This window comes from Vibrio sp. 2096, from assembly GCF_033339595.1.
GTDB lineage: Bacteria > Pseudomonadota > Gammaproteobacteria > Enterobacterales > Vibrionaceae > Vibrio > Vibrio alginolyticus.
The window spans coordinates 242,034-267,211 of the sequence record NZ_JAWOUX010000003.1 but is presented as its reverse complement, the minus strand read 5'-3'; the positions used below and the strand labels follow the sequence as shown (position 1 = coordinate 267,211).

24 protein-coding genes are annotated in these 25,178 nt (G+C 46.5%); 14 read left to right on the top strand and 10 right to left on the bottom strand.

Annotation, left to right across the window (positions count from 1 at the left end; all coding sequences use genetic code 11):
* Nucleotides 1-21: 21 nt before the first annotated feature.
* Nucleotides 22-1,200, bottom strand: a complete 1,179-nt coding sequence (locus R7Q41_RS07455) for a thiolase family protein (protein WP_318144441.1) — start codon at nucleotides 1,198-1,200, stop codon at nucleotides 22-24.
* A gap of 209 nt (nucleotides 1,201-1,409) precedes the next feature.
* Between R7Q41_RS07455 and R7Q41_RS07450 the strand changes: the two genes are divergently transcribed.
* The 7 genes from R7Q41_RS07450 (at nucleotide 1,410) to R7Q41_RS07420 (ending at nucleotide 9,039) form a co-directional block, all read left to right on the top strand.
* Nucleotides 1,410-1,796, top strand: a complete 387-nt coding sequence (locus R7Q41_RS07450; RefSeq protein WP_005373242.1) for a MerR family transcriptional regulator — start codon at nucleotides 1,410-1,412, stop codon at nucleotides 1,794-1,796.
* A 45-nt stretch (nucleotides 1,797-1,841) separates the two neighbouring features.
* Nucleotides 1,842-3,011: an isovaleryl-CoA dehydrogenase gene (locus R7Q41_RS07445; RefSeq protein WP_005373245.1), complete on the top strand. Its 1,170-nt coding sequence runs from the start codon at nucleotides 1,842-1,844 to the stop codon at nucleotides 3,009-3,011.
* Between the two features lie 115 nt (nucleotides 3,012-3,126).
* Nucleotides 3,127-4,734, top strand: a complete 1,608-nt coding sequence (locus tag R7Q41_RS07440) for a carboxyl transferase domain-containing protein (protein WP_258508966.1) — start codon at nucleotides 3,127-3,129, stop codon at nucleotides 4,732-4,734.
* A gap of 104 nt (nucleotides 4,735-4,838) precedes the next feature.
* Nucleotides 4,839-5,621, top strand: coding sequence for an enoyl-CoA hydratase-related protein (locus R7Q41_RS07435; protein WP_213969772.1), 783 nt, complete (start codon nucleotides 4,839-4,841; stop codon nucleotides 5,619-5,621).
* Nucleotides 5,614-7,662, top strand: coding sequence for an acetyl/propionyl/methylcrotonyl-CoA carboxylase subunit alpha (locus R7Q41_RS07430; protein ID WP_318108123.1), 2,049 nt, complete (start codon nucleotides 5,614-5,616; stop codon nucleotides 7,660-7,662). The genes R7Q41_RS07435 and R7Q41_RS07430 overlap by 8 nt, the downstream gene beginning before the upstream one ends.
* On the top strand, nucleotides 7,643-8,545 hold the full coding sequence (locus R7Q41_RS07425) for a hydroxymethylglutaryl-CoA lyase (protein ID WP_104980568.1): 903 nt from the start codon (nucleotides 7,643-7,645) through the stop codon (nucleotides 8,543-8,545). Before R7Q41_RS07430 ends, R7Q41_RS07425 begins: the two co-directional genes overlap by 20 nt.
* A gap of 173 nt (nucleotides 8,546-8,718) precedes the next feature.
* Nucleotides 8,719-9,039: a DUF1840 domain-containing protein gene (locus R7Q41_RS07420; protein WP_005373256.1), complete on the top strand. Its 321-nt coding sequence runs from the start codon at nucleotides 8,719-8,721 to the stop codon at nucleotides 9,037-9,039.
* A gap of 98 nt (nucleotides 9,040-9,137) precedes the next feature.
* On the opposite strand, the gene R7Q41_RS07415 is transcribed toward R7Q41_RS07420, so the two are convergent.
* Nucleotides 9,138-10,004, bottom strand: a complete 867-nt coding sequence (locus R7Q41_RS07415; protein ID WP_005463614.1) for a mechanosensitive ion channel family protein — start codon at nucleotides 10,002-10,004, stop codon at nucleotides 9,138-9,140.
* Between the two features lie 338 nt (nucleotides 10,005-10,342).
* On the opposite strand from R7Q41_RS07415, the gene R7Q41_RS07410 reads away from it, so the two are divergent.
* A complete protein-coding gene (locus tag R7Q41_RS07410) occupies nucleotides 10,343-10,891 on the top strand; it encodes a sugar O-acetyltransferase (RefSeq protein WP_085569100.1) in 549 nt (182 codons plus the stop codon).
* Between the two features lie 9 nt (nucleotides 10,892-10,900).
* On the opposite strand, the gene R7Q41_RS07405 is transcribed toward R7Q41_RS07410, so the two are convergent.
* Nucleotides 10,901-12,334 (bottom strand): PLP-dependent aminotransferase family protein, encoded by a 1,434-nt coding sequence (locus tag R7Q41_RS07405; protein ID WP_085569101.1) that lies wholly within the window; start codon nucleotides 12,332-12,334, stop codon nucleotides 10,901-10,903.
* A gap of 136 nt (nucleotides 12,335-12,470) precedes the next feature.
* Between R7Q41_RS07405 and R7Q41_RS07400 the strand changes: the two genes are divergently transcribed.
* Genes R7Q41_RS07400 through R7Q41_RS07390 form a run of 3 tightly spaced genes read left to right on the top strand, consistent with a single transcriptional unit; the run spans nucleotide 12,471 to nucleotide 15,020 of the window.
* A complete protein-coding gene (locus R7Q41_RS07400) occupies nucleotides 12,471-13,835 on the top strand; it encodes a cytochrome ubiquinol oxidase subunit I (RefSeq protein WP_005373264.1) in 1,365 nt (454 codons plus the stop codon).
* Nucleotides 13,836-13,863: 28 nt separating this feature from the next.
* Nucleotides 13,864-14,871: a cytochrome d ubiquinol oxidase subunit II gene (cydB, locus tag R7Q41_RS07395; protein ID WP_017820345.1), complete on the top strand. Its 1,008-nt coding sequence runs from the start codon at nucleotides 13,864-13,866 to the stop codon at nucleotides 14,869-14,871.
* Nucleotides 14,872-14,891: 20 nt separating this feature from the next.
* Entirely contained in the window at nucleotides 14,892-15,020 is a 129-nt protein-coding gene (locus R7Q41_RS07390; RefSeq protein ID WP_005373267.1) for a DUF2474 domain-containing protein, read from the top strand.
* 133 nt (nucleotides 15,021-15,153) lie between these two features.
* Here the strand turns inward: R7Q41_RS07390 and R7Q41_RS07385 are convergent, their stop codons facing one another.
* From R7Q41_RS07385 to R7Q41_RS07375, 3 genes are all read right to left on the bottom strand, one after another.
* Complete coding sequence (locus tag R7Q41_RS07385; protein WP_020480907.1) at nucleotides 15,154-15,660, bottom strand: hypothetical protein; 507 nt, start codon at nucleotides 15,658-15,660, stop codon at nucleotides 15,154-15,156.
* A complete protein-coding gene (gene hxpB / locus R7Q41_RS07380; protein WP_053349210.1) occupies nucleotides 15,653-16,378 on the bottom strand; it encodes a hexitol phosphatase HxpB in 726 nt (241 codons plus the stop codon). Before hxpB ends, R7Q41_RS07385 begins: the two co-directional genes overlap by 8 nt.
* A 129-nt stretch (nucleotides 16,379-16,507) precedes the next feature.
* Nucleotides 16,508-17,389: a LysR family transcriptional regulator gene (locus R7Q41_RS07375; RefSeq protein WP_318144440.1), complete on the bottom strand. Its 882-nt coding sequence runs from the start codon at nucleotides 17,387-17,389 to the stop codon at nucleotides 16,508-16,510.
* Between the two features lie 97 nt (nucleotides 17,390-17,486).
* Between R7Q41_RS07375 and budA the strand changes: the two genes are divergently transcribed.
* Genes budA through R7Q41_RS07360 form a run of 3 tightly spaced genes read left to right on the top strand, consistent with a single transcriptional unit; the run spans nucleotide 17,487 to nucleotide 20,760 of the window.
* On the top strand, nucleotides 17,487-18,272 hold the full coding sequence (gene budA, locus R7Q41_RS07370; RefSeq protein WP_318144439.1) for an acetolactate decarboxylase: 786 nt from the start codon (nucleotides 17,487-17,489) through the stop codon (nucleotides 18,270-18,272).
* Nucleotides 18,273-18,301: 29 nt separating this feature from the next.
* Complete coding sequence (gene alsS, locus R7Q41_RS07365) at nucleotides 18,302-20,005, top strand: acetolactate synthase AlsS (RefSeq protein ID WP_318108126.1); 1,704 nt, start codon at nucleotides 18,302-18,304, stop codon at nucleotides 20,003-20,005.
* A complete protein-coding gene (locus R7Q41_RS07360) occupies nucleotides 20,002-20,760 on the top strand; it encodes an SDR family NAD(P)-dependent oxidoreductase (protein ID WP_017820351.1) in 759 nt (252 codons plus the stop codon). The genes alsS and R7Q41_RS07360 overlap by 4 nt, the downstream gene beginning before the upstream one ends.
* Nucleotides 20,761-21,048: 288 nt before the next feature.
* Here the strand turns inward: R7Q41_RS07360 and R7Q41_RS07355 are convergent, their stop codons facing one another.
* The 4 genes from R7Q41_RS07355 to R7Q41_RS07340 form a co-directional block, all read right to left on the bottom strand.
* Complete coding sequence (locus R7Q41_RS07355) at nucleotides 21,049-21,645, bottom strand: methyltransferase domain-containing protein (protein ID WP_017820352.1); 597 nt, start codon at nucleotides 21,643-21,645, stop codon at nucleotides 21,049-21,051.
* Nucleotides 21,646-21,781: 136 nt separating this feature from the next.
* The gene (locus R7Q41_RS07350) at nucleotides 21,782-22,984 is read right to left on the bottom strand and encodes a phenylacetate--CoA ligase family protein (RefSeq protein ID WP_017820353.1); all 1,203 of its coding nucleotides are present in this window, start codon (nucleotides 22,982-22,984) and stop codon (nucleotides 21,782-21,784) included.
* A 9-nt stretch (nucleotides 22,985-22,993) separates the two neighbouring features.
* Nucleotides 22,994-23,815 (bottom strand): ABC transporter ATP-binding protein, encoded by an 822-nt coding sequence (locus tag R7Q41_RS07345; protein ID WP_005373283.1) that lies wholly within the window; start codon nucleotides 23,813-23,815, stop codon nucleotides 22,994-22,996.
* 80 nt (nucleotides 23,816-23,895) lie between these two features.
* Nucleotides 23,896-25,140, bottom strand: coding sequence for an ABC transporter substrate-binding protein (locus R7Q41_RS07340; RefSeq protein ID WP_005373285.1), 1,245 nt, complete (start codon nucleotides 25,138-25,140; stop codon nucleotides 23,896-23,898).
* Nucleotides 25,141-25,178 lie beyond the last annotated feature (38 nt).

The window sequence follows — 25,178 nt, the reverse complement described above, 5'->3', positions numbered from 1 at the left end:
TGAAACTTTGTTGAGAGTGATTTAGCAGATTTCAATCGCGATAGCGGTTGCCTCGCCGCCGCCAATACAAAGCGATGCAACGCCACGCTTACCACCAGTTTGCTTTAGCGCATGAGTCAAAGTGACAAGGATTCGATTGCCACTTGCACCAATTGGGTGGCCTAATGCACATGCACCGCCGCGAGAGTTCACTTTGCTCGCGTCCAGTTCGAGTGCTTTCACCACGTATTGAGTCACTACAGCAAAAGCTTCATTGATTTCCCAAAGGTCCACGTCCGATTTGTCCCAGCCCGTTTTTTCCAGCAGCGATTCAATCGCGAAGACAGGTGCGATGGTGAACTCATCAGGCTGTCTTGCATGCGTGCTGTACGCGACAATTTTGGCTAGAGGCTGAAGGTTTTCCTGACGACCAAAATCACTATCGACTAAGATCATTGCCGACGCACCATCCGAAATGGAACTAGAGTTTGCTGCGGTTACGCCGCCATCTTTGGCAAACGCAGGGCGTAAGGTAGGAATTTTAGTGACGTCGAGTTTGCTCGGTTGCTCATCATCTACAACCAAGGTTTCGCCGCGTCGACTTTTTACGTTAACAGGCACGATCTCTTCTTTGAACAAACCTTGTTCGATTGCTTGCTGCGCACGAGTCACCGACTGCTGCGCCCAGGCATCCATACTTTCACGGCTGAACTGATACTTTTGCGCCGTCTGTTCTGCAAAGACACCCATCAGCTCGCCTTGGTAGGCATCCTGCAAACCGTCATAAAACATGTGATCAAGCACTTGCTCGTGACCTAAACGGAAACCATCACGCGCTTTCTTTAATAGATAAGGAGAAGACGACATGTTTTCCATGCCACCAGCGATGACAGCATGCGCATTACCAGATTGAATAAGGTCATATGCCAGCATCACGGTTTTCATACCCGATCCACAAACTTTGTTCAGTGTCGTACAACCAATCGATTGTGGCATTTCAGCTTTAAGGCTTGCTTGTCTTGCAGGCGCTTGCCCCACACCAGCGGGTAAAACGCACCCCATCAACACTTCGTCTATTTTGTGCACATCGAGTTGGCTTTCGGCTAGCGCCCCTTGAATGGCTTTCGCACCGAGTTCCGTGACATCTGTTGAAGCTAATGCACCTTGAAAAGAGCCGATAGGCGTTCGCTTAGCGGCAACAATCCATGTTTCATTTTTCATTCCATTAACCTTTTGTTGACGTTTACGTCATAACTATACTAACATTTACGTTAACGTCAAGTTTGAGGTTATTGTTTGTTCGAGTGATTCTTTGATTTCGAGTAAATGCGAGTGATATCAAGGCTCAAGAGTGGATGTTGTTTGTTTACTTTAACGTTAACGAATTGTATATTCATGTAAATGTTATACGAAAGTCGTAAGGTTAAGGAATGAACACATTTAAGATCAGCGAGCTCGCGAAAGAGTTCGACATTACTACTCGAAGCATTCGCTTCTACGAAGATTTAGGTCTCCTAACTCCAGAACGTAAAGGCAACACTCGAATCTACAATGGTCGTGATCGAATTCGACTAAAACTGATTTTGCGAGGTAAGCGATTGGGCTTTTCTCTTGCAGATATCAAAGAGTTATTTGAACTCTACGATACCGATCAAAGTACTGAGCAGTTGAACTATATGATTCGGTTGATCGAAGAGAAGAAGGCAGCATTGCAACAGCAAGCAAACGACATTCAAGCGGTAATGATGGAGTTAAATGCTGCGCAGTTGCGATGCCAAAACACACTGAGATCCATGAAAGGCGAAAAAGTCACCTAACACCTCAACTCTGGGATGTAGGTGACGTAAAGGCAAGGACACGCAATGAAATCTACCTACTCTTCCCTGAACTTTGTTTATGACGAAAATACCGATTTGCTTCGCGAGCAAATCAATAGTTTTGCTGCAAGAGAAATTGCGCCGCTAGCGCAATCTATCGACCAAACTAACGACTTTCCAAACCATCTTTGGTCCAAATTAGGTGACATGGGTCTTTTAGGTGTGACCACCAGCGAAGAGTTTGGTGGTGCAGGCATGGGCTATCTCGCCCACGTTATCGCTATGGAAGAAATCAGCCGAGCATCCGCTTCGGTTGCGTTAAGTTACGGCGCTCACTCCAACCTTTGCGTCAACCAAATCCACCGTAACGGTACACAAGCGCAAAAAGAGAAATACCTACCTAAGCTCATCTCCGGTGAACATATCGGCGCCCTTGCTATGAGTGAACCCGGCGCCGGCTCTGATGTGGTCTCTATGCAGCTTAAAGCCGAACGTAAAGGCGATATTTTCCTATTAAATGGCAACAAAATGTGGATCACCAACGGCCCTGATGCACACACCTATGTTGTCTACGCAAAAACCGACCCAAGCCAGCACTCCAAAGGCATCACGGCATTTATTGTGGAACGCGGATTCCCTGGATTTACTCAAGCACAAAAACTCGACAAGTTGGGCATGCGCGGCTCGAATACGTGTGAGCTGGTCTTCCAAAACTGCGAGGTCCCTGCGGAGAATATTCTCGGCGAAGAAAACCAAGGCGTGAAAGTATTGATGAGCGGCCTCGACTACGAACGTGTGGTGCTTGCAGGCGGCCCACTTGGCATCATGCAGGCGTGTATGGATATCGTTGTGCCTTACATTCACGACCGTAAACAGTTCGGTAAATCCATCGGTGAATTCCAGCTAGTTCAAGCAAAAATCGCGGATATGTACACACAAATGAATGCCGCTAAAGCGTATGTTTACGCCGTCGCTGCCGCTTGTGATCGCGGTGAAACCACACGTAAAGATTCTGCTGGCGCGATCCTCTACAGCGCAGAGCTGGCAACCAAGATGGCACTGGATGCGATTCAACTACTTGGCGGTAACGGCTACATCAACGAGTTTGATACGGGCCGTTTGTTGCGAGATGCCAAGCTGTATGAAATCGGTGCGGGCACTTCAGAAATTCGCCGCATGCTTATTGGTCGCGAATTGTTTAACGAAAGCGCCTAATCATCATACCTAGGCGGTTCGAACTCGAAACAACTTCCTTATTCAATCTAAATCTTATTCAACCTAAATAAAGACGGGTGGTGACACCCGTCTACCGAATGGAGATCGGCTATTTATGGCTTGTTTGACGACCAATATTAACACCCATTCAGAGCAGTATCAGGAAAACTACCGCTCTATGGCATCACTTGTAGATCAACTTTATACCGTGACTGCGCAAATCGAAGATGGTGGCGGTGAGAAAGCCCGCGAGCATCAGCAGAAGAAAGGCAAACTTCCGGTACGTGAGCGCATTCTTGCCCTACTCGACCCTGGTTCGTCCTTTCTAGAAATTGGTCAATTTGCTGGCTGGGATGTGTATCCAGATTACGTTCCATGTGCTGGAGTGGTTGCAGGTGTGGGTGTGATTGACGGCACTGAGTGCATGATCGTCGCGAACGACGTGACGGTAAAAGGCGGCAGTTACTACCCACTCACCGTGAAAAAGCACTTAAGAGCACAAGAAATTGCAGAAAAATGCCAACTGCCGTGTGTTTACTTAGTCGATTCTGGCGGCGCTAACCTACCCCGCCAAGATGAGGTATTCCCAGATAAAGACCATTTTGGCCGTATTTTCTACAACCAAGCCCGTATGTCGGCCAAAGGCATTCCACAAATTGCGGTGGTCATGGGGCTATGTACCGCTGGCGGCGCTTATGTTCCTGCCATGTGCGACGTATCCATCATAGTCAAAGAACAAGGCACGATTTTTTTGGCAGGTCCACCTCTTGTAAAAGCAGCGACAGGTGAAGAAGTCAGCGCGGAAGATCTTGGTGGCGCAGACGTTCATTGTCGCACCTCTGGTGTGGCGGACTATTACGCAGAAAATGATCACCACGCGTTAGAGTTGGCAAGACAAGCCGTTTCTCAAATTAACCACTTGAAACCCGTTCAACTCAAGCAAAAAGCACCACAGGAACCACGTTTTCCTGCCCAAGAGCTGTACGGCATCGTCGGAGCCGATCTCAAAAAGCCGTTTGATGTTAAAGAGGTCATTGCCCGAATTGTTGATGATTCCCAGTTCGATGAATTTAAAGCCTTGTTCGGCGAAACCTTGGTCTGTGGCTTTGCCCATATTCACGGTATGCCGATTGGCATTGTCGCTAACAACGGCATTCTATTTTCGGAATCAGCACAAAAAGGCGCGCATTTTATTGAGCTGTGCGCACAACGCAAAATTCCTCTGCTTTTCTTGCAGAATATAACGGGCTTTATGGTCGGCCAAAAATATGAAGCCGAAGGCATCGCAAAACATGGCGCGAAAATGGTAACCGCTGTGGCATGTGCAGACGTACCGAAGTTTACCGTAGTGATTGGTGGCTCGTATGGCGCTGGGAACTACGGCATGTGTGGCCGCGCTTATGATCCAACCATGATGTGGATGTGGCCAAACGCGCGCATCTCCGTCATGGGTGGAGAGCAAGCGGCTGGCGTGATGGCGCAAGTGACCCGCGATATCAAAACTCGCAAAGGTGAAAGCTGGAGCGCGGAGGAAGAAGAAGCGTTCAAACGTCCAATTGCGGTGCAATATCAGACTCAAAGCCATGCATACTACGCCAGTGCTCGTTTGTGGGACGACGGCATTATTGACCCTGCGAAAACCCGTGATGTTGTCGGCATTGCTCTGTCTGCTGCGCTTAATGCGCCGATACCAGACAGCAAATTTGGCATCTTCCGTATGTAGTCGGATGCAAGGCAAACCTTAACTCCTCGCGAATACCGATGTTTAACAAGTAATGGTTAGCGAGCATTGAAATACAGACTGAAATGTCAGACAAAGGAAGTCACATGACCGGACTACTGCTTGAAAAAGACAGCAATGGCGTTGCCTGGTTGAGCCTGAATCGGCCAGAAAAACACAACGCGTTTAATGACGCATTGATTGCCTCACTAATTGAGACACTAGAACAGCTCGAAAAGGACGATTCTCTCCGTGCACTGGTGTTAACTGCACAGGGAAAACACTTTTCTGCGGGAGCAGATCTGGGCTGGATGCAGTCAATGGCCACCAAAACCGAGAGTGAAAACCTGCAAGATGCACAGCAACTAGCAAAACTTTTGCATACGCTGGATACCTTTAGCAAACCAACCATTGCTATGGTGCACGGCGCTGCATTTGGCGGCGCACTTGGGCTTATCTGCTGCTGCGATATCGCTATTGGTACACCTGAAAGCCGCTTCTGTTTGAGTGAAGTGAAGCTCGGTTTGTTACCCGCCACCATCGGACCTTACGTAATCCGAGCGATTGGACAACGACAAAGCCGACGCTACTTTTTAACCGCGGAACTGATTGATGCCGAAACCGCGCTATCGATGAGTATTCTTCATCAGATAGACGCTCAACCACGTGAAGCCGTCAATCGCACCATTGATCACCTGCTCAACAACGGTCCACAAGCCATGCAGGCTGCAAAAGCACTTTGTTTACGCTGTGATAACCAACCTATCGATCATTCATTAATTGAATACACCAGCCAAGCTATTGCAACCGCTCGCGTGTCCAGTGAAGGACAAGAAGGACTAGCTGCATTTTTTGAAAAGCGCGCCGCCAATTGGAGGAATCATGTTTAAAAGAATACTGATCGCAAACCGCGGTGAAATTGCCTGCCGAATCATTAAAACCGCAAAAAGCATGGCTATCAAGACGGTAGCCGTCTATTCCGAAGCGGATCGCAGCAGCTTACATGTTAAACAAGCGGATTTCGCTGAATTCATTGGCCCCGCTCCTGCGAGTGAATCGTATCTCGATATCGATGCAATTATCGGCGCTGCGAAAAAATGGCAAGCCGATGCTATCCACCCTGGGTATGGTTTTCTTTCCGAGAACCCGAAACTGGCGAAAGCGTGCAGCGAAAATGGCATTGTTTTTATTGGCCCTTCCACCAGCGCAATTGAAGCAATGGGTTCGAAGTCGCAAGCCAAAGCCATCATGTCTGAGGCGAACGTACCATTGGTTCCGGGCTATCACGGCACAGACAACAGCGTAGAGCATTTATTAGCAGAAGCGGAAAAAATCGGTTACCCAGTGATGCTTAAAGCAACCCAAGGGGGCGGCGGTAAAGGCATGCGAGTGGTCAATAGCGCAGCCGAAATGCCTCTGGCCATCGACGGTGCGCAGCGTGAAGCACTTTCAAGCTTTGGCGATAAGCAGCTTCTAATCGAAAAATGTATATTGCAGCCTCGCCACGTTGAAGTTCAGGTATTTGCTGACCAACATGGCAACTGTGCCTATCTTTCTGATCGCGATTGCTCCATTCAACGCCGTCACCAAAAAGTAGTCGAAGAAGCACCAGCTCCCGGTCTTAGTGATGAACTGCGTAAACAAATGGGTGAAGCTGCGGTTCAGGCCGCTCAAGCGATCGACTATGTTGGCGCTGGCACGGTGGAGTTCTTACTCGATAGCCGAGGTCAGTTCTACTTCATGGAGATGAATACCCGTCTGCAAGTTGAACACCCTGTCACTGAATTGATCACTGGCGTTGATTTGGTGGAGTGGCAATTCAAAGTCGCAGCTGGCGAGCATTTACCTATTTCACAATCTGAAATCACCCACAACGGTCATTCAATTGAGCTGCGAATTTACGCAGAAGATACAGACAATGACTTTATGCCGTCGACTGGCCGCATTGATTACTTAAAAGAACCCGTATCAGACAGTAGTGTGCGCCTAGCGTGCGTACGCGTTGATAGTGGTGTTACCCAAGGCGATAGCATCAGCGAATATTACGATCCAATGATCAGCAAACTGATCGTCTGGGGGCAAACTCGTGATATCGCTCTAAAGCAGATTAAGCAGGCGTTAACTCAATATCACGTACGTGGAGTAACGACAAACATTGGTTATCTGCACAGTATTATTTCGCAGCCAGCCTTTGCCGAGATTGAGCTCGATACAGGTTTCCTCGTAACACATCAGCAAGGCATAAATGAGCAGCAAGACGTGTCGGATTCAATCTGGCTTACATTGGCGGCGGTTGCTCGTTGGAATGATCTCATTTCAAAATCAGACAGCTCAACGTTACCCGCGCCAACCAAACGAGGTTTTAGACTGTCAGTTGACAACGTTTACCGATTTAACTTCACGGATGCCAATGCCAACCATCAGGCACGTTTGCAACAATCATCGCAAGATACAGGATCTCACTTCACTGTCCGATGTGGTGAGGAGCTGCATCAGGTCATCCTGCTTGAAAGTGACAACCAGTTTATCGTCGATATTGATAATGTGCGTTACACCTTTAATGCACTTAGCAACGAACAAAAGACAACACTATTTTATCTTGGTCAGCAGCGCACGTTCGCTCATCAACCTAACTTTGACTCTGCAAAAGATGTAGATGATGAACTAAGTCCAACCGCACCACTCAACGGCATAATTTCAGCAGTTATGGTGGCTAAAGGTGACGAAGTGGCGGCGGGCGATCCGCTTTTGGTACTCGAAGCAATGAAAATGGAATACACCATCACGGCTCCGGTAGCAGCAAAGGTCGACGAATTGTTTTATCAGCACGGGGACCAAGTACAGCACGGTTCCATCCTGCTGAATTTGTCTTTGATATCGGATAACGTCAGTGAAGATAAGGAGCGCGAATATGCTACCAGCGAAGGTTAATATCGTCGAAGTCGGCGCTCGTGATGGTCTGCAAAATGAAACGGCAGTGACGCTGGTTGATAAAATCCGTTTGATTAACCAACTAAGCAGCAGTGGCTTAAAGCATATTGAGGCTGGATCTTTCGTCTCTCCAAGGTGGGTGCCTCAAATGGCCGATTCCGATCAGGTGTTTGCTGGTATCTCAAAAAAGCCTGACGTGGTTTATAGCGCGCTCACACCAAATCTCGCAGGGTTAGAACGTGCGCTGGAAAGCGGTGTAAAGCGAATTGCGGTGTTTGGCTCCGCTTCAGAAACGTTCAGCCAGAAGAACATCAACTGCAGCATTACCGAAAGTCTCGCTCGATTTGAACCCGTTATCGAATTGGCGAACCAGCACAACATTCCTGTACGCGGGTACTTGTCTTGTACCATGGTGTGTCCATATGAGGGAGTAATCAAGCCAGAGCAAACTACCAAGGTCGCCAATACGTTGTTTGATATGGGATGTTATGAGATTTCGCTCGGTGATACTGTCGGTAAAGCAACGCCTAATCGCGTTATCGCCATGCTGGATTCGTTGTTAACGCTACTGCCAAAAGACGCGCTCGCAGTACATTTTCATGACACTTATGGACAAGCATTAGCCAATATCTACCAAGCCTTGTTAATGGGCATCAACACCATTGATAGCGCAGTAGCGGGGCTCGGCGGCTGCCCTTACGCGAAAGGAGCCAGTGGCAATGTTGCAACGGAAGATGTACTTTATCTGTGTGAGCAACTTGGGATTGAAACAGGCGTTGACCTTGGCGTCATCAATGAAGCGGGTTGGCAAATTTGCCGTGCGTTAGGAAAGTCTCCTGCTTCTAGGGTCGCATTGGCTCTAGGCGATCCGTATAGCTTGTAAATCATCAACAACCAATCAGGTAATGTATTTCAACGGGCATGCAGACGTACGTGCCCGTTTTTTGTTGTTACTCATAAAAACCTTAACGCTCAACGGTCTTCATCACATTAATTAGTGTCTGATTTCAGCTACAATTTAGTTTCAAACCGAACATATAAAACAGGATCAGGTAAATGCTCATAACATTTCGTTGTCGAAGCCACTCAAACGTCACAATGTTTGGTGATATTGCATTAGATATGCTCAAAATGATGGGTCACAGCGGCACGGTGCCGGGATCAATTTCCGCTCAAGATGTTCCTGACGCGCTATCAAGATTAACTTCTGCTCTATCTGCGAAAAATGCAGCTGAAGAAAACCTCCCTACTGATGTAGACGAAGAGGAAGAACAAGCAGAGCCCGCGGTAAGCCTAGGACGCAGAGCGTTTCCACTGATTGAGTTGCTAAAATCAGCAATCAAAGAAGAATGCGAAGTCATGTGGGACAACCAATAACGCCTTCAAACTGGTTTCTAGCGAGGTGAATCCATATTGTGACCGCCTCGCTATCACTACTCGAAGCCAAGATAAGGGCACCTACACCGCTTATCGCCCTATCCGTTTCTCTCCCTAGACAACTTGATTTCCCCATCAATGTGCACATCTCGTTGTGGAAACGCGATTTCAATACCGTGCTTTTCGAAAGCTTCATAGATTTCAAAACGTATGGCACTTGCGACCGATCGAATCCCGCCTTCAACCGTTGAGTTAATCCAAAAATAAGATTCGAAGATCAAAGCATTATCGCCAAAGTCTTGAAAAAACACGTCTGGAGCTGGCGAACTCAGAACTTGCGCTTGCTGCGAAGTCACCTCCGCCATTAAGGCAGCAACCTGTTTGACATCGCTCCCATACGCGACGCCGACGACGACCGAGCCACGGACTAATCTGTCGCATAACGTCCAGTTGATCACCACGTTCTCAATCAATTGACTGTTGGGAATGAGCATGTGAACGCCATCGGTTCGCCTGATTCGCGTTGAACGCGTATTTATTTGCTCGACAATGCCTTTGGCTCCCTCGACCTCTAAAAAGTCCCCAATTCGGATTGGCTTTTCACCAATCAAAATCCAGCCACTTATGAAGTTGTTAATGATGTTTTGTGCACCAAAACCGAAGCCGATAGCGATGGCACCAGACAGAAAGGCGAACGCGGTGATTGGCACATTGATCATCGAAAGTGTGGTCATAAAAATAATGGCGAGAGCGATGACAAATAATATCCGTTTAACCAAATGAATGACGTTTGGATCTTTCCCCGATGAGGACATTCTTGACGTAACGGTTTTGATTAAAATTTTGGACAACCATAAAGCGACAATCACCCATGTCGGCACCATCAATATCGCCCACAACGTGATAGGTTGTTCGTTAAAGGTAAACAGCGTTGTTTCTAAAAATGAAATGACCCGTTCGAACATAAAGTGCTCACTCTTGATTCATCGTTGCCAGCAAGCCAGAGCGCATAAGTCTTAAATTTTTAGGTCAATCGATAGCGCAAGCGGCTCAATTAAGTTCTTCTTATTAACTATATTGTAATCTACGTAAAACGCTTCGAGTGGTTTCCCGCTTTGGCTTCAACACGATTAAGCCATTTAAGGAGTACGTCTTTGTGTACTCAACGAGCCAATCAACCGACTGAATACGCAAGGCAAATCAGTGATAACTTTCTGATTTTTAAGCATCAAATTTTCACTTCGAATCACTCTCATTTATTATTATGCACTTTATTGCAAATAACATTGATGGAATGATTGTTATGTCAGAACTGACTCGGATGCGCTCTGGAGAAGCCTATAATTGTCTGGATGAAGAACTAAAGCTGATGCGCGCCAAAACCGCGCAGCTTGTCTTCCAATTTAACCACGAGCCAAACCCAAGTATCCGTAGACAACTATTGGCGGAAATGGGCGTCCAATTAGAAAACAGCGCCTGTATAGAGCCACCGCTTCAACTTACCTACGGTTGTCACTTGTCCATCGGGGAAAACTCCTACATCAACTGGGATGCCATTATTCTGGACAATGGGCAGGTTAAGATTGGCGCGGACGTCATGATTGGGCCTAGAGTGCAAATTTACACAGCCGCTCATTCACTCGATACACAAAGACGCTTAGCCGGAGATGAGATCGCCAAACCGGTAAAAATCGGCAATAACGTTTGGATTGGTGGGGGCGCTATCATACTGCCAGGCGTGACCATTGGCGATGAGGCCGTCGTCGGCGCTGGCTCTGTCATAACCAAAGACGTTGCGCCGGGCGATCGAGTTGCTGGAAATCCCGCGCGCTCTATTAAACCAAAAAACTGAAGAAAGTCGCTATTTCGCCAAATGACAGCGAATAATGTTGGCAAGCAGATTGAGAGCATGGACGTATTTGTCATTGAGCTCAAAAGAAGCGTTAAGACGAATACAGTGATCGTATTGTTCTGTCAGGCTGAACATCTTTCCCGGTGCGATGCTGATATTATCTTTTAGCGCTTCTCGATATATCTGCAAGGCGTCGATATGCTTGGGAAGCTCTAACCAAATAAAGTACCCGCCGCTTTGGCTTAACACTTTGACTTCTTCAGGTAACAGCTCACTAAGCAGATCCGTCATCTTACTTTTACGTTCAAACAGCTTTTTCCGTAACTGCTTCAAATGCGATTCATAATTGCGGCTTGTTAAATAATGCACCAATGTCATTTGCACTGGTGCACTCGTCGCTAATGTACTCATTAGCTGTAACTTTTGTACCTCTAGCGCCCGCTTTCCCGCCGCAACCCAACCAATACGTAGCCCTGCGATTAATGATTTTGAAAACGAGGAGCACAACATGGCATTGCCCGTGTCATCAAACATTCTTAGTGGGTAGACCGAGTCATTCCCTGCATGCAGTTCGCTGTACACATCATCTTCAATCACTGGTACGTTATATCGCTGTGTCAGCTCAATCAGCTTTTGTTTTTTCTCGTTGGTGAGCGTAAAACCCAGAGGATTTTGGAAGTTCGACATCAGCCAACATGCTTTCACATCGTGTGTTTGCAGCGCTCGTTCCAATGAGTCTAGGTCAATGCCCGTGACTGGGTCTGTTCTTACTGAGAGCGCTTTCAAACCTAACCGCTCTAAGGATTGCAATGCACCGTAGAATGCAGGCGACTCCACAACCACCCAATCTCCCGGTCTTGTGCAGGCTTGCAAACTGAGCGTTAACGCCTCCAGCGCGCCTGCCGTAATAACAATTTCATCGGGTGAAATTTCAATGCCTTTCGCAGCATAACGCTTCGCGATGATGGTGCGTAATTGTTCGTTTCCCGGCGGTAAGTTATCAAAGGCGGTAGAAATCGGCATATTGCGAGCGGCTGCGCTCATCGCCCGATTCACGTGATAGCGTGGGTACAAACTTGGATCTGGATAGGCAAAGCCAAAATTGATCATGGATGGATTTTTACTCGCTTGCAGCACATCAAAGATAAATTCATTGATGTCTACCTGTTCTGTCCACGAAACCGCGGCTGGCGCTTGGGGTTCATTTGAACTCTTAATATTGGGAGCGACTCGATAACCAGAGCGCGGCTGTGAGGTGACCCAGCCTTGAGATTCCAGAATTTGATAGGCATGCAACACCGTCATCAAGCTTAAACCCGAGTGTTCAGATTGGCGACGCAGAGAAGGCAGCTTGTCACCCGGATGCCATATCCCCGATTTTATCTGCCTTTTAAGCTGTTCCACTAACTCTTGATACTTCGCCAAACGCAAATCCCCCTCCATAAAGCTGAATTCAAAATAATAACACTTCAATATTTAATCTGTTATAGGTTTATAGTCACTGTCTGTACCTACTTCCCTCATTCCGCTCCTTTTAAAATAGCTCTCTCATAAAACTTAAAAGATCAAAGGAAGTTTAATGTTTGGCCTCGACGCATTTATGCTTGCACGGATACAGTTCGCCTTCACGGTATCCTTTCATATTATTTTCCCCGCTATCACCATAGGTTTGGCCACCTATCTCGCCGTGCTGGAAGGCTTATGGCTAAAAACACGTAATCCCGATTACCAAAAGCTCTATCACTTCTGGTCGAAAATTTTTGCGGTTAACTTTGGGATGGGCGTTGTATCTGGCCTTGTCATGGCCTATCAATTCGGCACCAACTGGAGTGGTTTCTCCGACTTCGCTGGTTCTATCACTGGCCCATTACTGACTTATGAAGTGTTAACGGCTTTCTTTCTCGAAGCCGGATTTCTTGGCGTGATGCTGTTTGGTTGGCGTCGCGTCGGCGAAAAGCTGCACTTTTTTGCAACCTCGATGGTGGCGTTAGGCACGATCATTTCGACCTTCTGGATTCTCGCCTCCAACAGTTGGATGCAAACGCCACAAGGCTATGAAATTGTCGACGGACGTGTGGTGCCAACCGACTGGTTTGCTATCGTTTTCAATCCTTCATTTCCTTATCGTTTGGCTCACATGAGCGTCGCAGCTTTTGTCAGTTCAGCACTCTTTGTAGGCGCGTCAGCCGCTTGGCATTTATTGAGAGGCAATCAATCGACTGCGGTAAAAACCATGTTTTCGATGTCGCTCGGGATCTTAGTGTTCCTTGCGCCACTCCAAGCCGTGATTGGCGATGTGCACGGGCTAAACACTCTGGAACACCAGCCCGCCAAAATCGCTGCCATCGAAGGACATTGGGATAACAGCGATGGCAAACCAACCCCATTGATATTGTTCGGCATGCCAAACATGGAACAAGAACGCACAGACTATGCCTTAGAAATTCCTGTTTTAGGAAGTTTGATCCTACGCCACAGTTTAACTGAGCCAATCCCGGCGCTGAAAGACTTCCCGAAAGAGGAACGACCGAACTCACCTATCGTCTTTTGGTCATTTCGAATCATGGTCGGGCTAGGACTTCTGATGATTTTTCAAAGCTTCTACAGCATATGGTTACGAAAAAAGAACACGCTTTATACTTCGCGTTGGTTCCTCAAGTTTTCATTGTTTATGGGGCCATCTGGTCTTATCGCAATACTCGCTGGCTGGTTTACGACAGAGGTTGGTCGGCAACCTTGGGTCGTGTATGGCGTACAAAAAACGCGTGATGCGGTTTCTGCACACGGAGACCTACAAATGAGCATCAGCCTGCTGTGTTTCCTTGTTGTATACAGCTTGGTATTTGGTTTTGGTTATTACTATATGATCCACCAAATCAAGAAAGGCCCCGATGCAATCGAACACGATGAGCACGACATGACGACCGTTTCAGGTCGCATTTAGAATTTGTCACAAAGTGAAGGTAGAGAATATGCATTTTGATTTATCCGTGATTTGGTTCGCGATCATCGTTTTTGCCACTTTGATGTACATCATCATGGACGGCTTCGATTTGGGTATTGGAATACTGATGCCCTTCATCAAGGATGAAAAACAAAAAGACGTCATGGTCAACAGTGTCGCGCCAGTTTGGGACGGCAACGAAACTTGGATTGTGCTTGGAGGCGCATCTCTATTTGGCGCTTTTCCGATGGCTTACGCGGTGATTATTGAAGCGCTAACCATCCCTTTAACGTTGATGTTGATTGCTTTGATCTTTCGTGGCGTCGCGTTTGAGTTTCGCTTTAAAGCATTGGAAAGCCACTTAAAGTTCTGGGATCGCTCTTTTATGGTCGGCTCGATTTTAACCACGTTTTTCCAAGGCATCGTTGTTGGCGCGGTAATTCAAGGCTTTGCGGTGGAAAACCGCGTCTTCGTAGGTAGCCAACTCGACTGGCTCAGCCCTTTTCCCATCTTTTGTGGTTTGGGTTTAGTCGCAACGTACGCGCTGCTTGGTAGCACATGGCTCATCATGAAGACGGAAGGTGAACTGCAAAACACGATGTACCGCTTCACTAACAAAACACTACTGGCAATGATCTCCGCATTAGTCATTGTGAGCGCTTGGACTCCACTTGCTTACCCTGCCATTGCGGAAAGATGGTTTTCTCTGCCTAATTTGTTCTACTTACTGCCCGTACCTGTCATTACTGGGCTGGTCTGTTTGAAGATTGCCGACTCCGTTAAAAAGCGTAAAGAGCGCAGCCCTTTCGTGATGGCATTGGTGATCGTGATTCTCGGGTTCGCTGGGCTTGGCATCAGTATCTGGCCAAATATCATTCCTCCTAGCATATCGATATGGGAAGCAGCGGCTCCTGCAAGCAGTCAGCGCTTTATGCTCGTTGGAGCGGTGATCATCATCCCGATCATTCTGGCTTACACCTTTTGGAGTTACTACGTCTTCTCCGGAAAAGTGAAAGAAGACGAAGCGTACCATTAACGAGTTGATAAGGAGTGAGTATGAAAATCAAAAATTGGTGCCGCCAGTGGGCTTGGATGGTTGGAATTTGGGTCGTTAGCGTCGCTGCATTAGGGTTAGTGTCTATGTTATTTCGCGTCATGATGACCGCTGCAGGGTTAAAATCTTAGCTCGACACGTTTAAGTCAATAAAAAATGGATGCCTCTAGATCTTGTGTAAGAGCTAGAGGCGTTGAACCTAATACTCAATCTTAATGAAAAAGCCAAGCGTTAAGAATCTACTCAAAACATTCTTTCATAAGTCTACATTGCCTGAAGTCGTTCATGCATGCTTACGAGATCAAAAGGTTCAAGCTTTTTCGCAATGCTCAGTAATGCTTCCTTTTTATCTTGCGGTAAACTTTGAAACTTCGACTCTAAACGTAAATCCACTTTGCTAAAAAGTAGCTTTCTAATTTGACTAGCTTTTGCCTTTGATAATTGCAATCCATCATTATCGGAGGTTTCAATTATCATGATAATTCTTGCTAAATCACTGAATTCATCATCAGAGCATAAATAAAGTGATTGTTTGTATAAATAGCCAACCGAAATTTCAAAATCAATATTAAGCGCTTGAATCTGACCGACAATGTTTTCACTCATATCATTTTGAGAAGCAGAGTTGATACAATCATCAAATCGCCTTTCAAATGTAACAAATCGATTATTGAGCTCGTCCAACATAGTCGTATCTTTTGCGAATGATTCTATAGGTAAAACCAATAAGAACATTGGCAGTAGGTATTTTTTCAGCGACCGACTATTCACAATCAAGTCCTTCTTCTAAAAAACTTTCATGCGGTGTTGGTGCAATTGTTTCTTTCAAATTCAAGTCCATTAAACTCGCCAAATGGCTTTCATTAAACTCTGATAGCTTTTGCAGCTTTAGACTGGCTTCATTAAACTCTTGGTAGAACTTATCAGGTTGAGGTATCACGACTGTTTTTATGTTTGCTCGTGTTGCCGCAAGCATACCCGAATAAGAGTCTTCAAAGGCAATACAGTTACTTGAATCTACACCTAGTTTATTGATTGTTAAAAGGTAGACATCTGGCTCTGGCTTACCCTGCTCTACATCGTCTGACGATGATATCGCGTCAAAGTAACTGGCAATACCGAGTTTGTTCAAAATGATGGGAATGAGTTGATAAGGTGAATTAGTAGACAACCCTATCTTAAACCCTTTTTCCTTAAGCAATTTGAGTGTTTCTGTAACACCCTCTAATTCGCATCCTTTTTCAATTATTAATGCCTCCACTTTATCCACAACAGCATTCTCTACTTCCTCTAGGCTCTTTTCTTGCCAAGGATTACGTTCATACCAAAACCTTGTTACTTCACCTGTCGTCATAGTTGCAGTCTGCTTTGACAGCACTTCGGTCACTTGGACACCAACTGATGAAAACACCTGCTTTTCCGCTTCCTTCCACAAAGGTTCTGAATCAATCAGCAACCCGTCCATATCAAAGACCGCAGCGTATATCATTGGTACATCCTCAGTAAGTTCTATTCGTTGAGTAAGATTTGTCTATTCAACCAAAGCATAGCTTTGCATATAACGAGTGAGAGTATCACATTTGCCTGTGGCTATCAGAGCCAGTTCGATGACTCATCTTTAAGCCTCAACATGACCGATGTGCATGGCTACTTTTAGCGCTTGTTTATTGAGATTAGATGCCTCCCAAGCAACAACAACACGACTAGTGAGAGGGATATCCTCAATCTCGGCGACTGTCGCGGAATCATCGAGATGTTCAGCCAGTGAGCGCGGAACGAGAGCAATACCTAACCCGGCCTGCGCCATGGCAATCGTCGTACGAAGTTGCGGTGCTGCGAACTGTGGTTCGAGCCTTACTCCTGCGTCGGCAAAAAGTGTACTCATGCCATCAAACAATGCGGGTCCAGTCTCTCGTGGAAACAGTAAAATTTTATGGCCTCTCAACTGTTTCATCTGGATACAGGGATACTTTGCCAGTTCGTGGCCCGCCGGAATCACCGCGACAAACGGGTCGTTAAACAACACCTTGTGCTCAAAAGGCTCACTGGCGTAACAGGGTAGCCGCATGATTGCGAGATCAAGTTGTTTGCTTTTTAACTGAGTGGCAAGCTCTGGCATTGACAGTTCCGCCGTCTGTAAATGAACCCCATTCTCTTGAATACGCCCAATCCTCTCCAATACATTAATGCAGGTTGATGTTGACGTCGCGAACCCAATTTTAACCTGCGTATTTTCACCACGGGCAATCTGTCGGGCTTTTGCTTTAGCGCGTTCCACATCAGCAAGAATATTTACCGCATCCGTATAAAAGACTTGCCCTGCATGGGTCAGTTCTACTCCTCTAGACAAGCGCTTAAATAAGTCCACGCCAAGCTCGTGCTCTAGCTTTTTGATTTGTTGACTCAAAGGAGGTTGCGCAATCCCTAACCGTTCAGCTGCTCGGGTAAAGTGACGAGTCTCGGCGACCGCGACAAAATACTTCAGGTAGCGAAATTCCATATATTTTCCATATCAAAATAAATCTTTTTTATATTGGATTTAGCACCGTGTAGAAGTCAATCTAAATATACTCTTCATTGCATAACTGGTCTTACTCATGCGTGGATTTTATAACCCTCTATGCGCTTGTTCGCTTGAAGTAGCGAAAGAATTTTCTGAATACCATCACGTTACCGGAGATGGTGAGATTTATCAGACTTCGTTAATGAGTGCTTTGATCGCTGGTGTTTACGAAGGCTCGACAACCATAGAAGAACTGCTGAAACATGGGGATTTTGGTTTAGGTACGTTCAATGAATTGGATGGTGAGTTGATTGCTTTTGATAAGGAAGTTTTTCAACTCAAGTCGGATGGCTCCGCAAACCCGGCAGACCTAGAGCAAAAAACGCCCTTTGCTGTCATGACTTTTTTTAAGCCTGATATCGAGCTGCCATTGACATCGCGCATGTCACGTCATGAAGTCCATAGCCTCATAGACGACCTGGTTCCAAGCGATAACCTATTTTGCGCAGTGCGCATTGATGGTGTTTTCGATTCAGTTCGTACTCGTACCGTACCTAAACAAACACGCCCTTATCGACCAATGCTTGAAGTGGTCAAAGAACAACCAACATTCGGCTTCACGCATAAGCAAGGCGTGGTCGCCGGCTTTCGCAGTCCTAAATATACGACTGGCATCAATGTACCCGGCTATCACGAACATTTTATTACCGATGACCGCCAAGGAGGTGGTCATATCCAGGATTACAGCATTTCGTCAGGATTTCTCCAGATTGGCAAAGTCTCACGGCTAGTGATTGATACCCCAGTATCGACAGACTTCCTCAACGCCAATTTGGCTCCGGAAGATATAAATACCGCCATAGAAAAGGCGGAAAAGTAACAAAGTCAGGCAAATAATAAGGACAACAAATGCAATCCAAACCTTCAAATAAAAATGGAGCTCAGTTGATCGCTCAACAGCTAGAGTCTCTCGGCATTAAGTACATTTTCGGTATTCCCGGTGCAAAAATCGATCGACTGTTCGATGCGATTGAAGACACTAACATCCAAATGATTCCGGTACGCCACGAGGCTAACGGCGCATTTATGGCGGGCGTTATGGGAAGACTAACCGGCAAAGCAGGCGTCACAATGGTTACGTCAGGCCCTGGCTGTGGAAATCTAGTTACGGGGGTGGCAACAGCAAACTCCGAAGGCGATCCGCTGATTGCTATCGGTGGTGCGGTGAAACGAACTGACCAGCAAAAACAAACACACCAGAGCATGGATACCGTCAGTATTTTTCGCTCTATAACTAAGTTCAGTGCTGAAGTGCAGCATGTGGACGCCGCAAGCGAGATCATGGCGAACGCATTTCGTATCGCAGAGTCAGGTCGTCCTGGGGCTTGCTTTTTGAGTCTCCCCCAAGATGTTTTATCCGAGCAAACCCAAACGGACATTATTGTCCCCTCGCCTTACACACAGCCTGGTTGCGCAGACATCGTAGCAATCGAAGAAGCGGTCAGTCGAATCAGTAAAGCAAAGCGCTGTGTGGTTTTACTTGGCCTTCACGCGAGCCGCAGTCAAAACGCTGCTGCTATCGCTCGGTTTCTTCAAAATACGCAGCTACCCGTTGTCGGCACTTACCAGGCCGCCGGCACGGTAGATATCAATTACTATCATCACTTTGCTGGGCGTGTCGGTTTGTTTAATAACCAACCTGGCGATGTTTTACTGCGGGACGCCGATTTAATTCTCACCATCGGCTTTAGCCCAATAGAGTATGACCCTGAGCTTTGGAACAGCCACCGCAACCCAGTGATTCACCTCGATATTGAACCAGCAGAATACCAACTTAATTATCAACCTTGTGTTGAAATCGTCGGAAACATTGCGCAGTCATTAGACAAGATGGGCAGCTATATCTCTGAATATGCTCGCCTTTCCCCAACGGCACTTTCAGTACTGGAAGAGGTAGCACTGCAACGGCAAGTGATCAAGACCTATCCCAATGTCTATCACAAGCAAGGGTTTCATCCACTGGCGCTAATTAAAGCCATGCAATCTATCATCACACCAGATACCACGCTATGCCTTGATATGGGGAGCTTCCACATCTGGATCGCTCGTTACTTAAGCTGTTTTCGAGCTCGCCAAATGCTGGTGTCTAACGGCCAACAAACGATGGGCGTTGCACTGCCATGGGCCATTGGTGCCAGCCTACTAAAACCTGGTAGCAAAGTGGTATCGATATCGGGAGACGGCGGTTTTATGCAATCGAGCATGGAGTTAGAAACCGCTGTTAGACTGAACTGCAATATAGTCCATATTGTGTGGGTTGATAACGCCTACAACATGGTAGAAATGCAAGAGATCAACAAATATCAGCGCTGCTCTGGTGTGAAATTTGGACCAATTGATTTCAAGGCGTACGCCGAGTCATTTGGCGCGAAAGGCTTCGCAGTGACTAGTCAACACGAATTGCTACCGACATTGAATAAAGCCATGGACGTTGAAGGACCAGCAGTGGTGGCTATCCCCGTAGATTACAGCGACAACGACAAACTGATGTTGCCGCGCACAGAGAAAAATCAAGATCCCGTTTTTGTAAGTTTCGAAGGAGAAATCGCATGAGAGGATTAAAAAATAAAGTCGCACTCGTCACTGGTTCTGCCAATGGCATTGGTTTGGCCATCGCAAAACGTTTGTATGAAGAAGGCGCAAACGTCGCTCTTGCCGATTGGAATGAAGAGCAGTTGGCAAACGCCGTTGAGGGCTTTGATAAACAGCGTGTGTCTGCGCATTCTATTGATGTTTCTGACCCAGAAAAAGTCGCAGCACTGATTTCTGATGTTGTTACCCGTTTCGGTAAACTGGATATTTTAGTAAACAATGCTGGCGTACATGTCCCTGGTTCCGTGATTGAAGGTAGTGTGGAAGACTGGAAGAAGATCTCTGGTGTAAACATTGACGGCGTCGTTTATTGCGCGAAGTTTGCTTTGCCTGAACTCTTAAAAACGAAAGGTTGTATGGTAAATACCGCGTCCGTTTCCGGTTTGGGTGGTGACTGGGGTGCCGCATTCTATTGCGCGAGTAAAGGTGCAGTGGTGAACCTTACCCGAGCGATGGCATTGGACCATGGTGCGGATGGGGTAAGAATTAACGCCGTATGCCCAAGTTTAGTAAAAACCAACATGACAAACGGCTGGCCGCAGGACATCCGCGATAAATTCAATGAGCGCATTGCGCTTGGCCGAGCAGCCGAACCTGAAGAAATTGCGTCTGTCGTGACTTTCTTGGCAAGTGATGACGCATCTTTCATTAATGGCGTAAACCTACCTGTAGACGGCGGTGCCACCGCATCAGATGGTCAACCTAAAATAGTATAAGCATGAAATAGACAGATCAGTAAGAGACGTTCTACTACCTTTCGGATCGATGCTGATCTGTCGCTTTACGCTCTGAGCACACAACCCATGCCAGCAATAAACTCAACCACTCAACCGCTGTTAGAGATATCTCAACAACTTAAACCAGCAACGAGAAATTAATGTTTCACACAAACCGACAAACTATGTGAGCATTCCATCAGGTATAGAGTGAAGACTTATGTATCAGCGATTCACAAAGAACCAGACAGTTTCCGCGAATACTTTCTAAAGAAGTCTCAGTGACGACTAACGTTTCTGCCACACCATCCATTGCTCTCTGCCTTTAAAAACCTCAACACTGTTTACCACCACTGAGGATTCCACAAGTTCAAACGTGGGCTCTAGAAAAGATGCCAGTTCCCCACTTCTCAAACAAAATGGAGGGAAGCGTGATAGGTAATTATCATCAATGACGAAAAAACCAATTAGAAAACCTCCGCTTGGCAATAATTTATCCACCATAGCAAAGTATTCTGACCACATGTCTCTTGGTAGTGCTGCGAGAAAGGCCCGCTCGTAAATGACATCAAACGAGTGAGAAAAATCGGCATTAAATACATCACCCAATACGACTTTATCTTTGTAGTTACCTAACGCTGATTGCGCCATTTTTACCGCTTCTTGGCTGTAATCCATCGCGATCACGTCATGCCCATATTGAATAAAAGTGCTCAGTTCATAAGCGGCACCACACCCAGGAATAAACACTGACTGGCCTACATGAAGTGAATTGTCGAGATAGTCCTTGAGTTCTTGAGGTGTCGATTGGGCATCCCAAGGCATAGTGCCTCGGATAAACAAATCATCCCAGAATTGTGTGTTAATCATTGGTGCCTGTTTCATTTACCCGCTCCCTGATTGCGGTAGTAAAAAATAAAGGGATACGCAGCGCAATGTGGTATCCCTTTTCTAGCCTTTTGTCTGACGTTGTTAGTTTTTTATGACAACCACTTTCTACTGCACTTATGCCACCAATGAGTTAACTGCGAAGATCATTGATTAACGGCTGCTCCACTTGGTTCGGTACAAACTGGACATTGCCTTTCAGTTTAGTGACTGACTGTAGTGTTGCTTGAATGTCCTCTGCTGATACATGCACATCATGACAACAAAAAGTAATGGCATCGTTGAAGCCATCGCGCTCAATTTTCAAGGAGCCTTTAATATCGTGGCGACGACAGACTTCTTGGATTTGATGCGGATAAACAAACAGCCCTTTTACTTTCACCGCGGAGTCTGCTCGTCCCATCCAGCCCTTAATTCGTGCATTCGTGCGTGAAGAATCAGAACTTGTCTCTAGATATGCCGATAAATCTCCCGTTGCGTAGCGAATCAGCGGGAACTTCTCATCGAACGACGTTACAACGACTTCACCGACTTCTCCCGGTTGTACAGGAACACCATCAGGATCAACGATTTCAACAATAATATCTTCGGCAATCACTAATCCTTGTTCACCAGACACTTGATAAGCAATCAAACCAAGCTCTGCACTTGCGTAGGCTTGAAAGACTGCAATGCCTTTTTCCTCAAACATCTGTTGCATGCCTGCTGTAACCGCTTCACCAGAGACCAGAGCTTTCTCAAAGCTAGGCAGCTCATTGTATTTCTCTTGGTACTTTTGTAGCAACGTCAGCAAATAAGAAGGTGTGCCAGTGTAACCATTAGGTTGAAGCTGTTTAATTGCCTCTATTTGCGCTTCGGTATTGCCTACTCCAGCCGGAAATACCGCACAGCCACAAGCCCTTGCGCCACCATCCATAATAAATCCGCCAGGAGAGAAATGGTAAGAGAGCGTGTTATGCACTAAATCACCCGCACAGAACCCAGCAGCGTGAAACGCGCGCCCCATACGCCAGAAATCGGCCTCATCCGTTTGAGCCTCATATAAAGGCCCAGGAGACTGAAAAACACGCGCCATTTGACCAATGGCAACGCTATTTAAGCCACCAAACGGCGGTTTAAGTTGCTGCTGATTAGGTACATTGAACTTACGTGTAATCGGGAACTGAGCAAGCCCTTCACGATTGTTTGCCAATGTAGGCTCTAACCCAGAAAAATGCGCCGCGTAATGTTCGCTATTGACTTTCGAATTTTCAATCAACGTTGGCAGACGTTGAAACAACGACTCTTCTCGCGCCTGTAGAGACAACGATTCTTTCGCATCAAATAGTTCGTTCATCCTTGCTCCTTACAACCAACGCTTACGACGTTTGTAAGATTTCAGATTCTTAAAGCTCTTGCGATCTTCATCGCCGCCGCCAAGGTAGAATTCTTTTACGTCTTCATTGTTTAGCAATTCGTGCTTGCTGCCATCTAGTACGATTTTGCCTGATTCCATGATGTAACCGTAATCGGCCGCTTGAAGAGCGAAGTTGGCATTCTGTTCAACCAAAAGCATGGTAATACCTTGCTCTTTGTTGATCTTGTTAATAATGCTGAATACTTCTTTAACTAGCAGTGGAGAAAGCCCCATAGACGGTTCGTCCAACAAAATCATCTTCGGTCGAGCCATTAACGCTCGGCCAATCGCTAACATTTGTTGCTCACCGCCAGACAAATAGCCCGCCAGGCCAGTGCGCTCTTTGAGTCGCGGGAAATAGTCAAACACCATTTCGATGTCTTGTTCAACTTCGTTGTCAGTGCGTGTATAAGCGCCTAAGCGAAGATTTTCTATTACCGTCATATCTTCAACAATTCGGCGCCCTTCCATAACTTGGAAGATGCCCGAACGGACGATCTCTTCCGGGCTTTTGTTGTCTATACGCTCGCCCATGAAGTTGATTTCGCCGCGCGTCACTTCACCATCTTCGGTTTTCAATAAACCAGAAATGGCTTTCAACGTTGTGGATTTACCCGCACCGTTGGCCCCCAGTAAGGTCACAATCTGCCCTTTTGGAACTTCTAAACTCACACCGCGAAGTACTAGTATTACTTCGTCGTAGACGACTTCAATGTTGTTCACTGAAAGCAGTATTTCTGCCGGTTCGATATTCGTTGCTAATTCAGCCATCAAGCTACTCCTTGCTAGGGTGAGAGTGTTCTCTCACCCATCCTTATTTTCAGTAAGCTTTGTTATTAATAAGTCGTAGATTAGTAACCTAGCCAATCGTCACGACGTGACAATGTCACCTGTGATACTTTCTTGATATCAACTGCGCCGCCATCGTTGTTGCCCATAAAGACGTTCACGGTTGTTGTGCCTCGGTGATCTTCCGGTTTCCAGTTCGCAGGGACACAAACACCTTCTAAGCCTTGTGGTACCCAGTTGTCATGGACATACATGCCCTTCTTGATGTTTTCACCTGTGATACCACCGTTGTCTTTCGCCCACTCCATTGCTTCTTTCATATAGAACGCAGAACAAATACCGCGAATGTAATGGTGAGTTCTGAATTCGCCCGGCTCTGATTCAGACTGCTTAGAAATCTCACGGACCAGTTTCATGCCTTCATTATCATCTCCCCAAAACGCTGTCATACCTGGGAAAACGTAATCTTTAAGGCCATCGCCTGCTGCTTCAAGCACTGGCTTATCGCCGCCCCAAATGTTTGCCATGTACTGGAACTCTGTCCCAACCGTGTTACAAGACTTCACTAGTGAGATAACCGAGCTACCGATATTAGCAATGTAACCGTAGTTGGTGCCTGACTCTTTCAGCGACAAACATTGCGCTTTGAAGTCCCCTGGTTTTAGTGACACAACGACTGGGTTTTGCACATCAAAACCAAGTTCTTTGGCGTACTCTGCACACGCTTCTTTTGGCGCATTCGGGAATGGATGGTTATCGCCAATGTGCGTAAATTTCGGCGCACCTTGATTGCCCTTAGATTCCCAATCTTCTTTCGCCCACTTAACTAGCGCACGACACGCATCTGAGTACGACGCACCATAAAAGAAGTTATAAGGCGCTGGTTTCGCGGTTTTTGGGTTTTTGCCAGTTGGGTCAGTTAAGTGACCAGAGTAAGAAGCAGAGAACACCGGCACTTTGTCTTTGGTAACAAACGAAATAAGTGCTTCGGTATCCGCCGTACCCCAACCTTGCAGCGCAACCATGTCTTTACGCGCCACCCAACGTTTATAGTTAGAAATCGCCACTGGTACTTTGTACGCCATGTCTACTGTTTCAAATTCGAGCTCGGTACCGTTAATGCCACCGTTTTGGTTAATCCAACGCAATGCGTCTCGCACGCCAGAACCATAAGGCTTGCTCACATAAGCCGTTGGTCCAGAAAAGTCGACTAATTGCCCGACAAACACAGAATCTTTTGCCCAAGTTGCGGTAGTAAACAGTGCAGATGACAGCACCAACGTTGTCGCTAAATGTCCTTTGTTCATAACTCGTTGTCCTTGTTATTGAGGTATATTCCACTTAA

What these genes read in the sequence shown, in the direction of transcription:
- R7Q41_RS07455 (WP_318144441.1), bottom strand. Translation starts at nt 1,200, where the DNA reads ATGAAAAATGAAACATGGATTGTTGCCGCTAAGCGAACGCCTATCGGC.
- R7Q41_RS07450 (WP_005373242.1), top strand. Translation starts at nt 1,410, where the DNA reads ATGAACACATTTAAGATCAGCGAGCTCGCGAAAGAGTTCGACATTACT.
- R7Q41_RS07445 (WP_005373245.1), top strand. Translation starts at nt 1,842, where the DNA reads ATGAAATCTACCTACTCTTCCCTGAACTTTGTTTATGACGAAAATACC.
- R7Q41_RS07440 (WP_258508966.1), top strand. Translation starts at nt 3,127, where the DNA reads ATGGCTTGTTTGACGACCAATATTAACACCCATTCAGAGCAGTATCAG.
- R7Q41_RS07435 (WP_213969772.1), top strand. Translation starts at nt 4,839, where the DNA reads ATGACCGGACTACTGCTTGAAAAAGACAGCAATGGCGTTGCCTGGTTG.
- R7Q41_RS07430 (WP_318108123.1), top strand. Translation starts at nt 5,614, where the DNA reads ATGTTTAAAAGAATACTGATCGCAAACCGCGGTGAAATTGCCTGCCGA.
- R7Q41_RS07425 (WP_104980568.1), top strand. Translation starts at nt 7,643, where the DNA reads ATGCTACCAGCGAAGGTTAATATCGTCGAAGTCGGCGCTCGTGATGGT.
- R7Q41_RS07420 (WP_005373256.1), top strand. Translation starts at nt 8,719, where the DNA reads ATGCTCATAACATTTCGTTGTCGAAGCCACTCAAACGTCACAATGTTT.
- R7Q41_RS07415 (WP_005463614.1), bottom strand. Translation starts at nt 10,004, where the DNA reads ATGTTCGAACGGGTCATTTCATTTTTAGAAACAACGCTGTTTACCTTT.
- R7Q41_RS07410 (WP_085569100.1), top strand. Translation starts at nt 10,343, where the DNA reads ATGTCAGAACTGACTCGGATGCGCTCTGGAGAAGCCTATAATTGTCTG.
- R7Q41_RS07405 (WP_085569101.1), bottom strand. Translation starts at nt 12,334, where the DNA reads ATGGAGGGGGATTTGCGTTTGGCGAAGTATCAAGAGTTAGTGGAACAG.
- R7Q41_RS07400 (WP_005373264.1), top strand. Translation starts at nt 12,471, where the DNA reads ATGTTTGGCCTCGACGCATTTATGCTTGCACGGATACAGTTCGCCTTC.
- cydB (WP_017820345.1), top strand. Translation starts at nt 13,864, where the DNA reads ATGCATTTTGATTTATCCGTGATTTGGTTCGCGATCATCGTTTTTGCC.
- R7Q41_RS07390 (WP_005373267.1), top strand. Translation starts at nt 14,892, where the DNA reads ATGAAAATCAAAAATTGGTGCCGCCAGTGGGCTTGGATGGTTGGAATT.
- hxpB (WP_053349210.1), bottom strand. Translation starts at nt 16,378, where the DNA reads ATGATATACGCTGCGGTCTTTGATATGGACGGGTTGCTGATTGATTCA.
- R7Q41_RS07375 (WP_318144440.1), bottom strand. Translation starts at nt 17,389, where the DNA reads ATGGAATTTCGCTACCTGAAGTATTTTGTCGCGGTCGCCGAGACTCGT.
- budA (WP_318144439.1), top strand. Translation starts at nt 17,487, where the DNA reads ATGCGTGGATTTTATAACCCTCTATGCGCTTGTTCGCTTGAAGTAGCG.
- alsS (WP_318108126.1), top strand. Translation starts at nt 18,302, where the DNA reads ATGCAATCCAAACCTTCAAATAAAAATGGAGCTCAGTTGATCGCTCAA.
- R7Q41_RS07360 (WP_017820351.1), top strand. Translation starts at nt 20,002, where the DNA reads ATGAGAGGATTAAAAAATAAAGTCGCACTCGTCACTGGTTCTGCCAAT.
- R7Q41_RS07355 (WP_017820352.1), bottom strand. Translation starts at nt 21,645, where the DNA reads ATGAAACAGGCACCAATGATTAACACACAATTCTGGGATGATTTGTTT.
- R7Q41_RS07350 (WP_017820353.1), bottom strand. Translation starts at nt 22,984, where the DNA reads ATGAACGAACTATTTGATGCGAAAGAATCGTTGTCTCTACAGGCGCGA.
- R7Q41_RS07345 (WP_005373283.1), bottom strand. Translation starts at nt 23,815, where the DNA reads ATGGCTGAATTAGCAACGAATATCGAACCGGCAGAAATACTGCTTTCA.
- R7Q41_RS07340 (WP_005373285.1), bottom strand. Translation starts at nt 25,140, where the DNA reads ATGAACAAAGGACATTTAGCGACAACGTTGGTGCTGTCATCTGCACTG.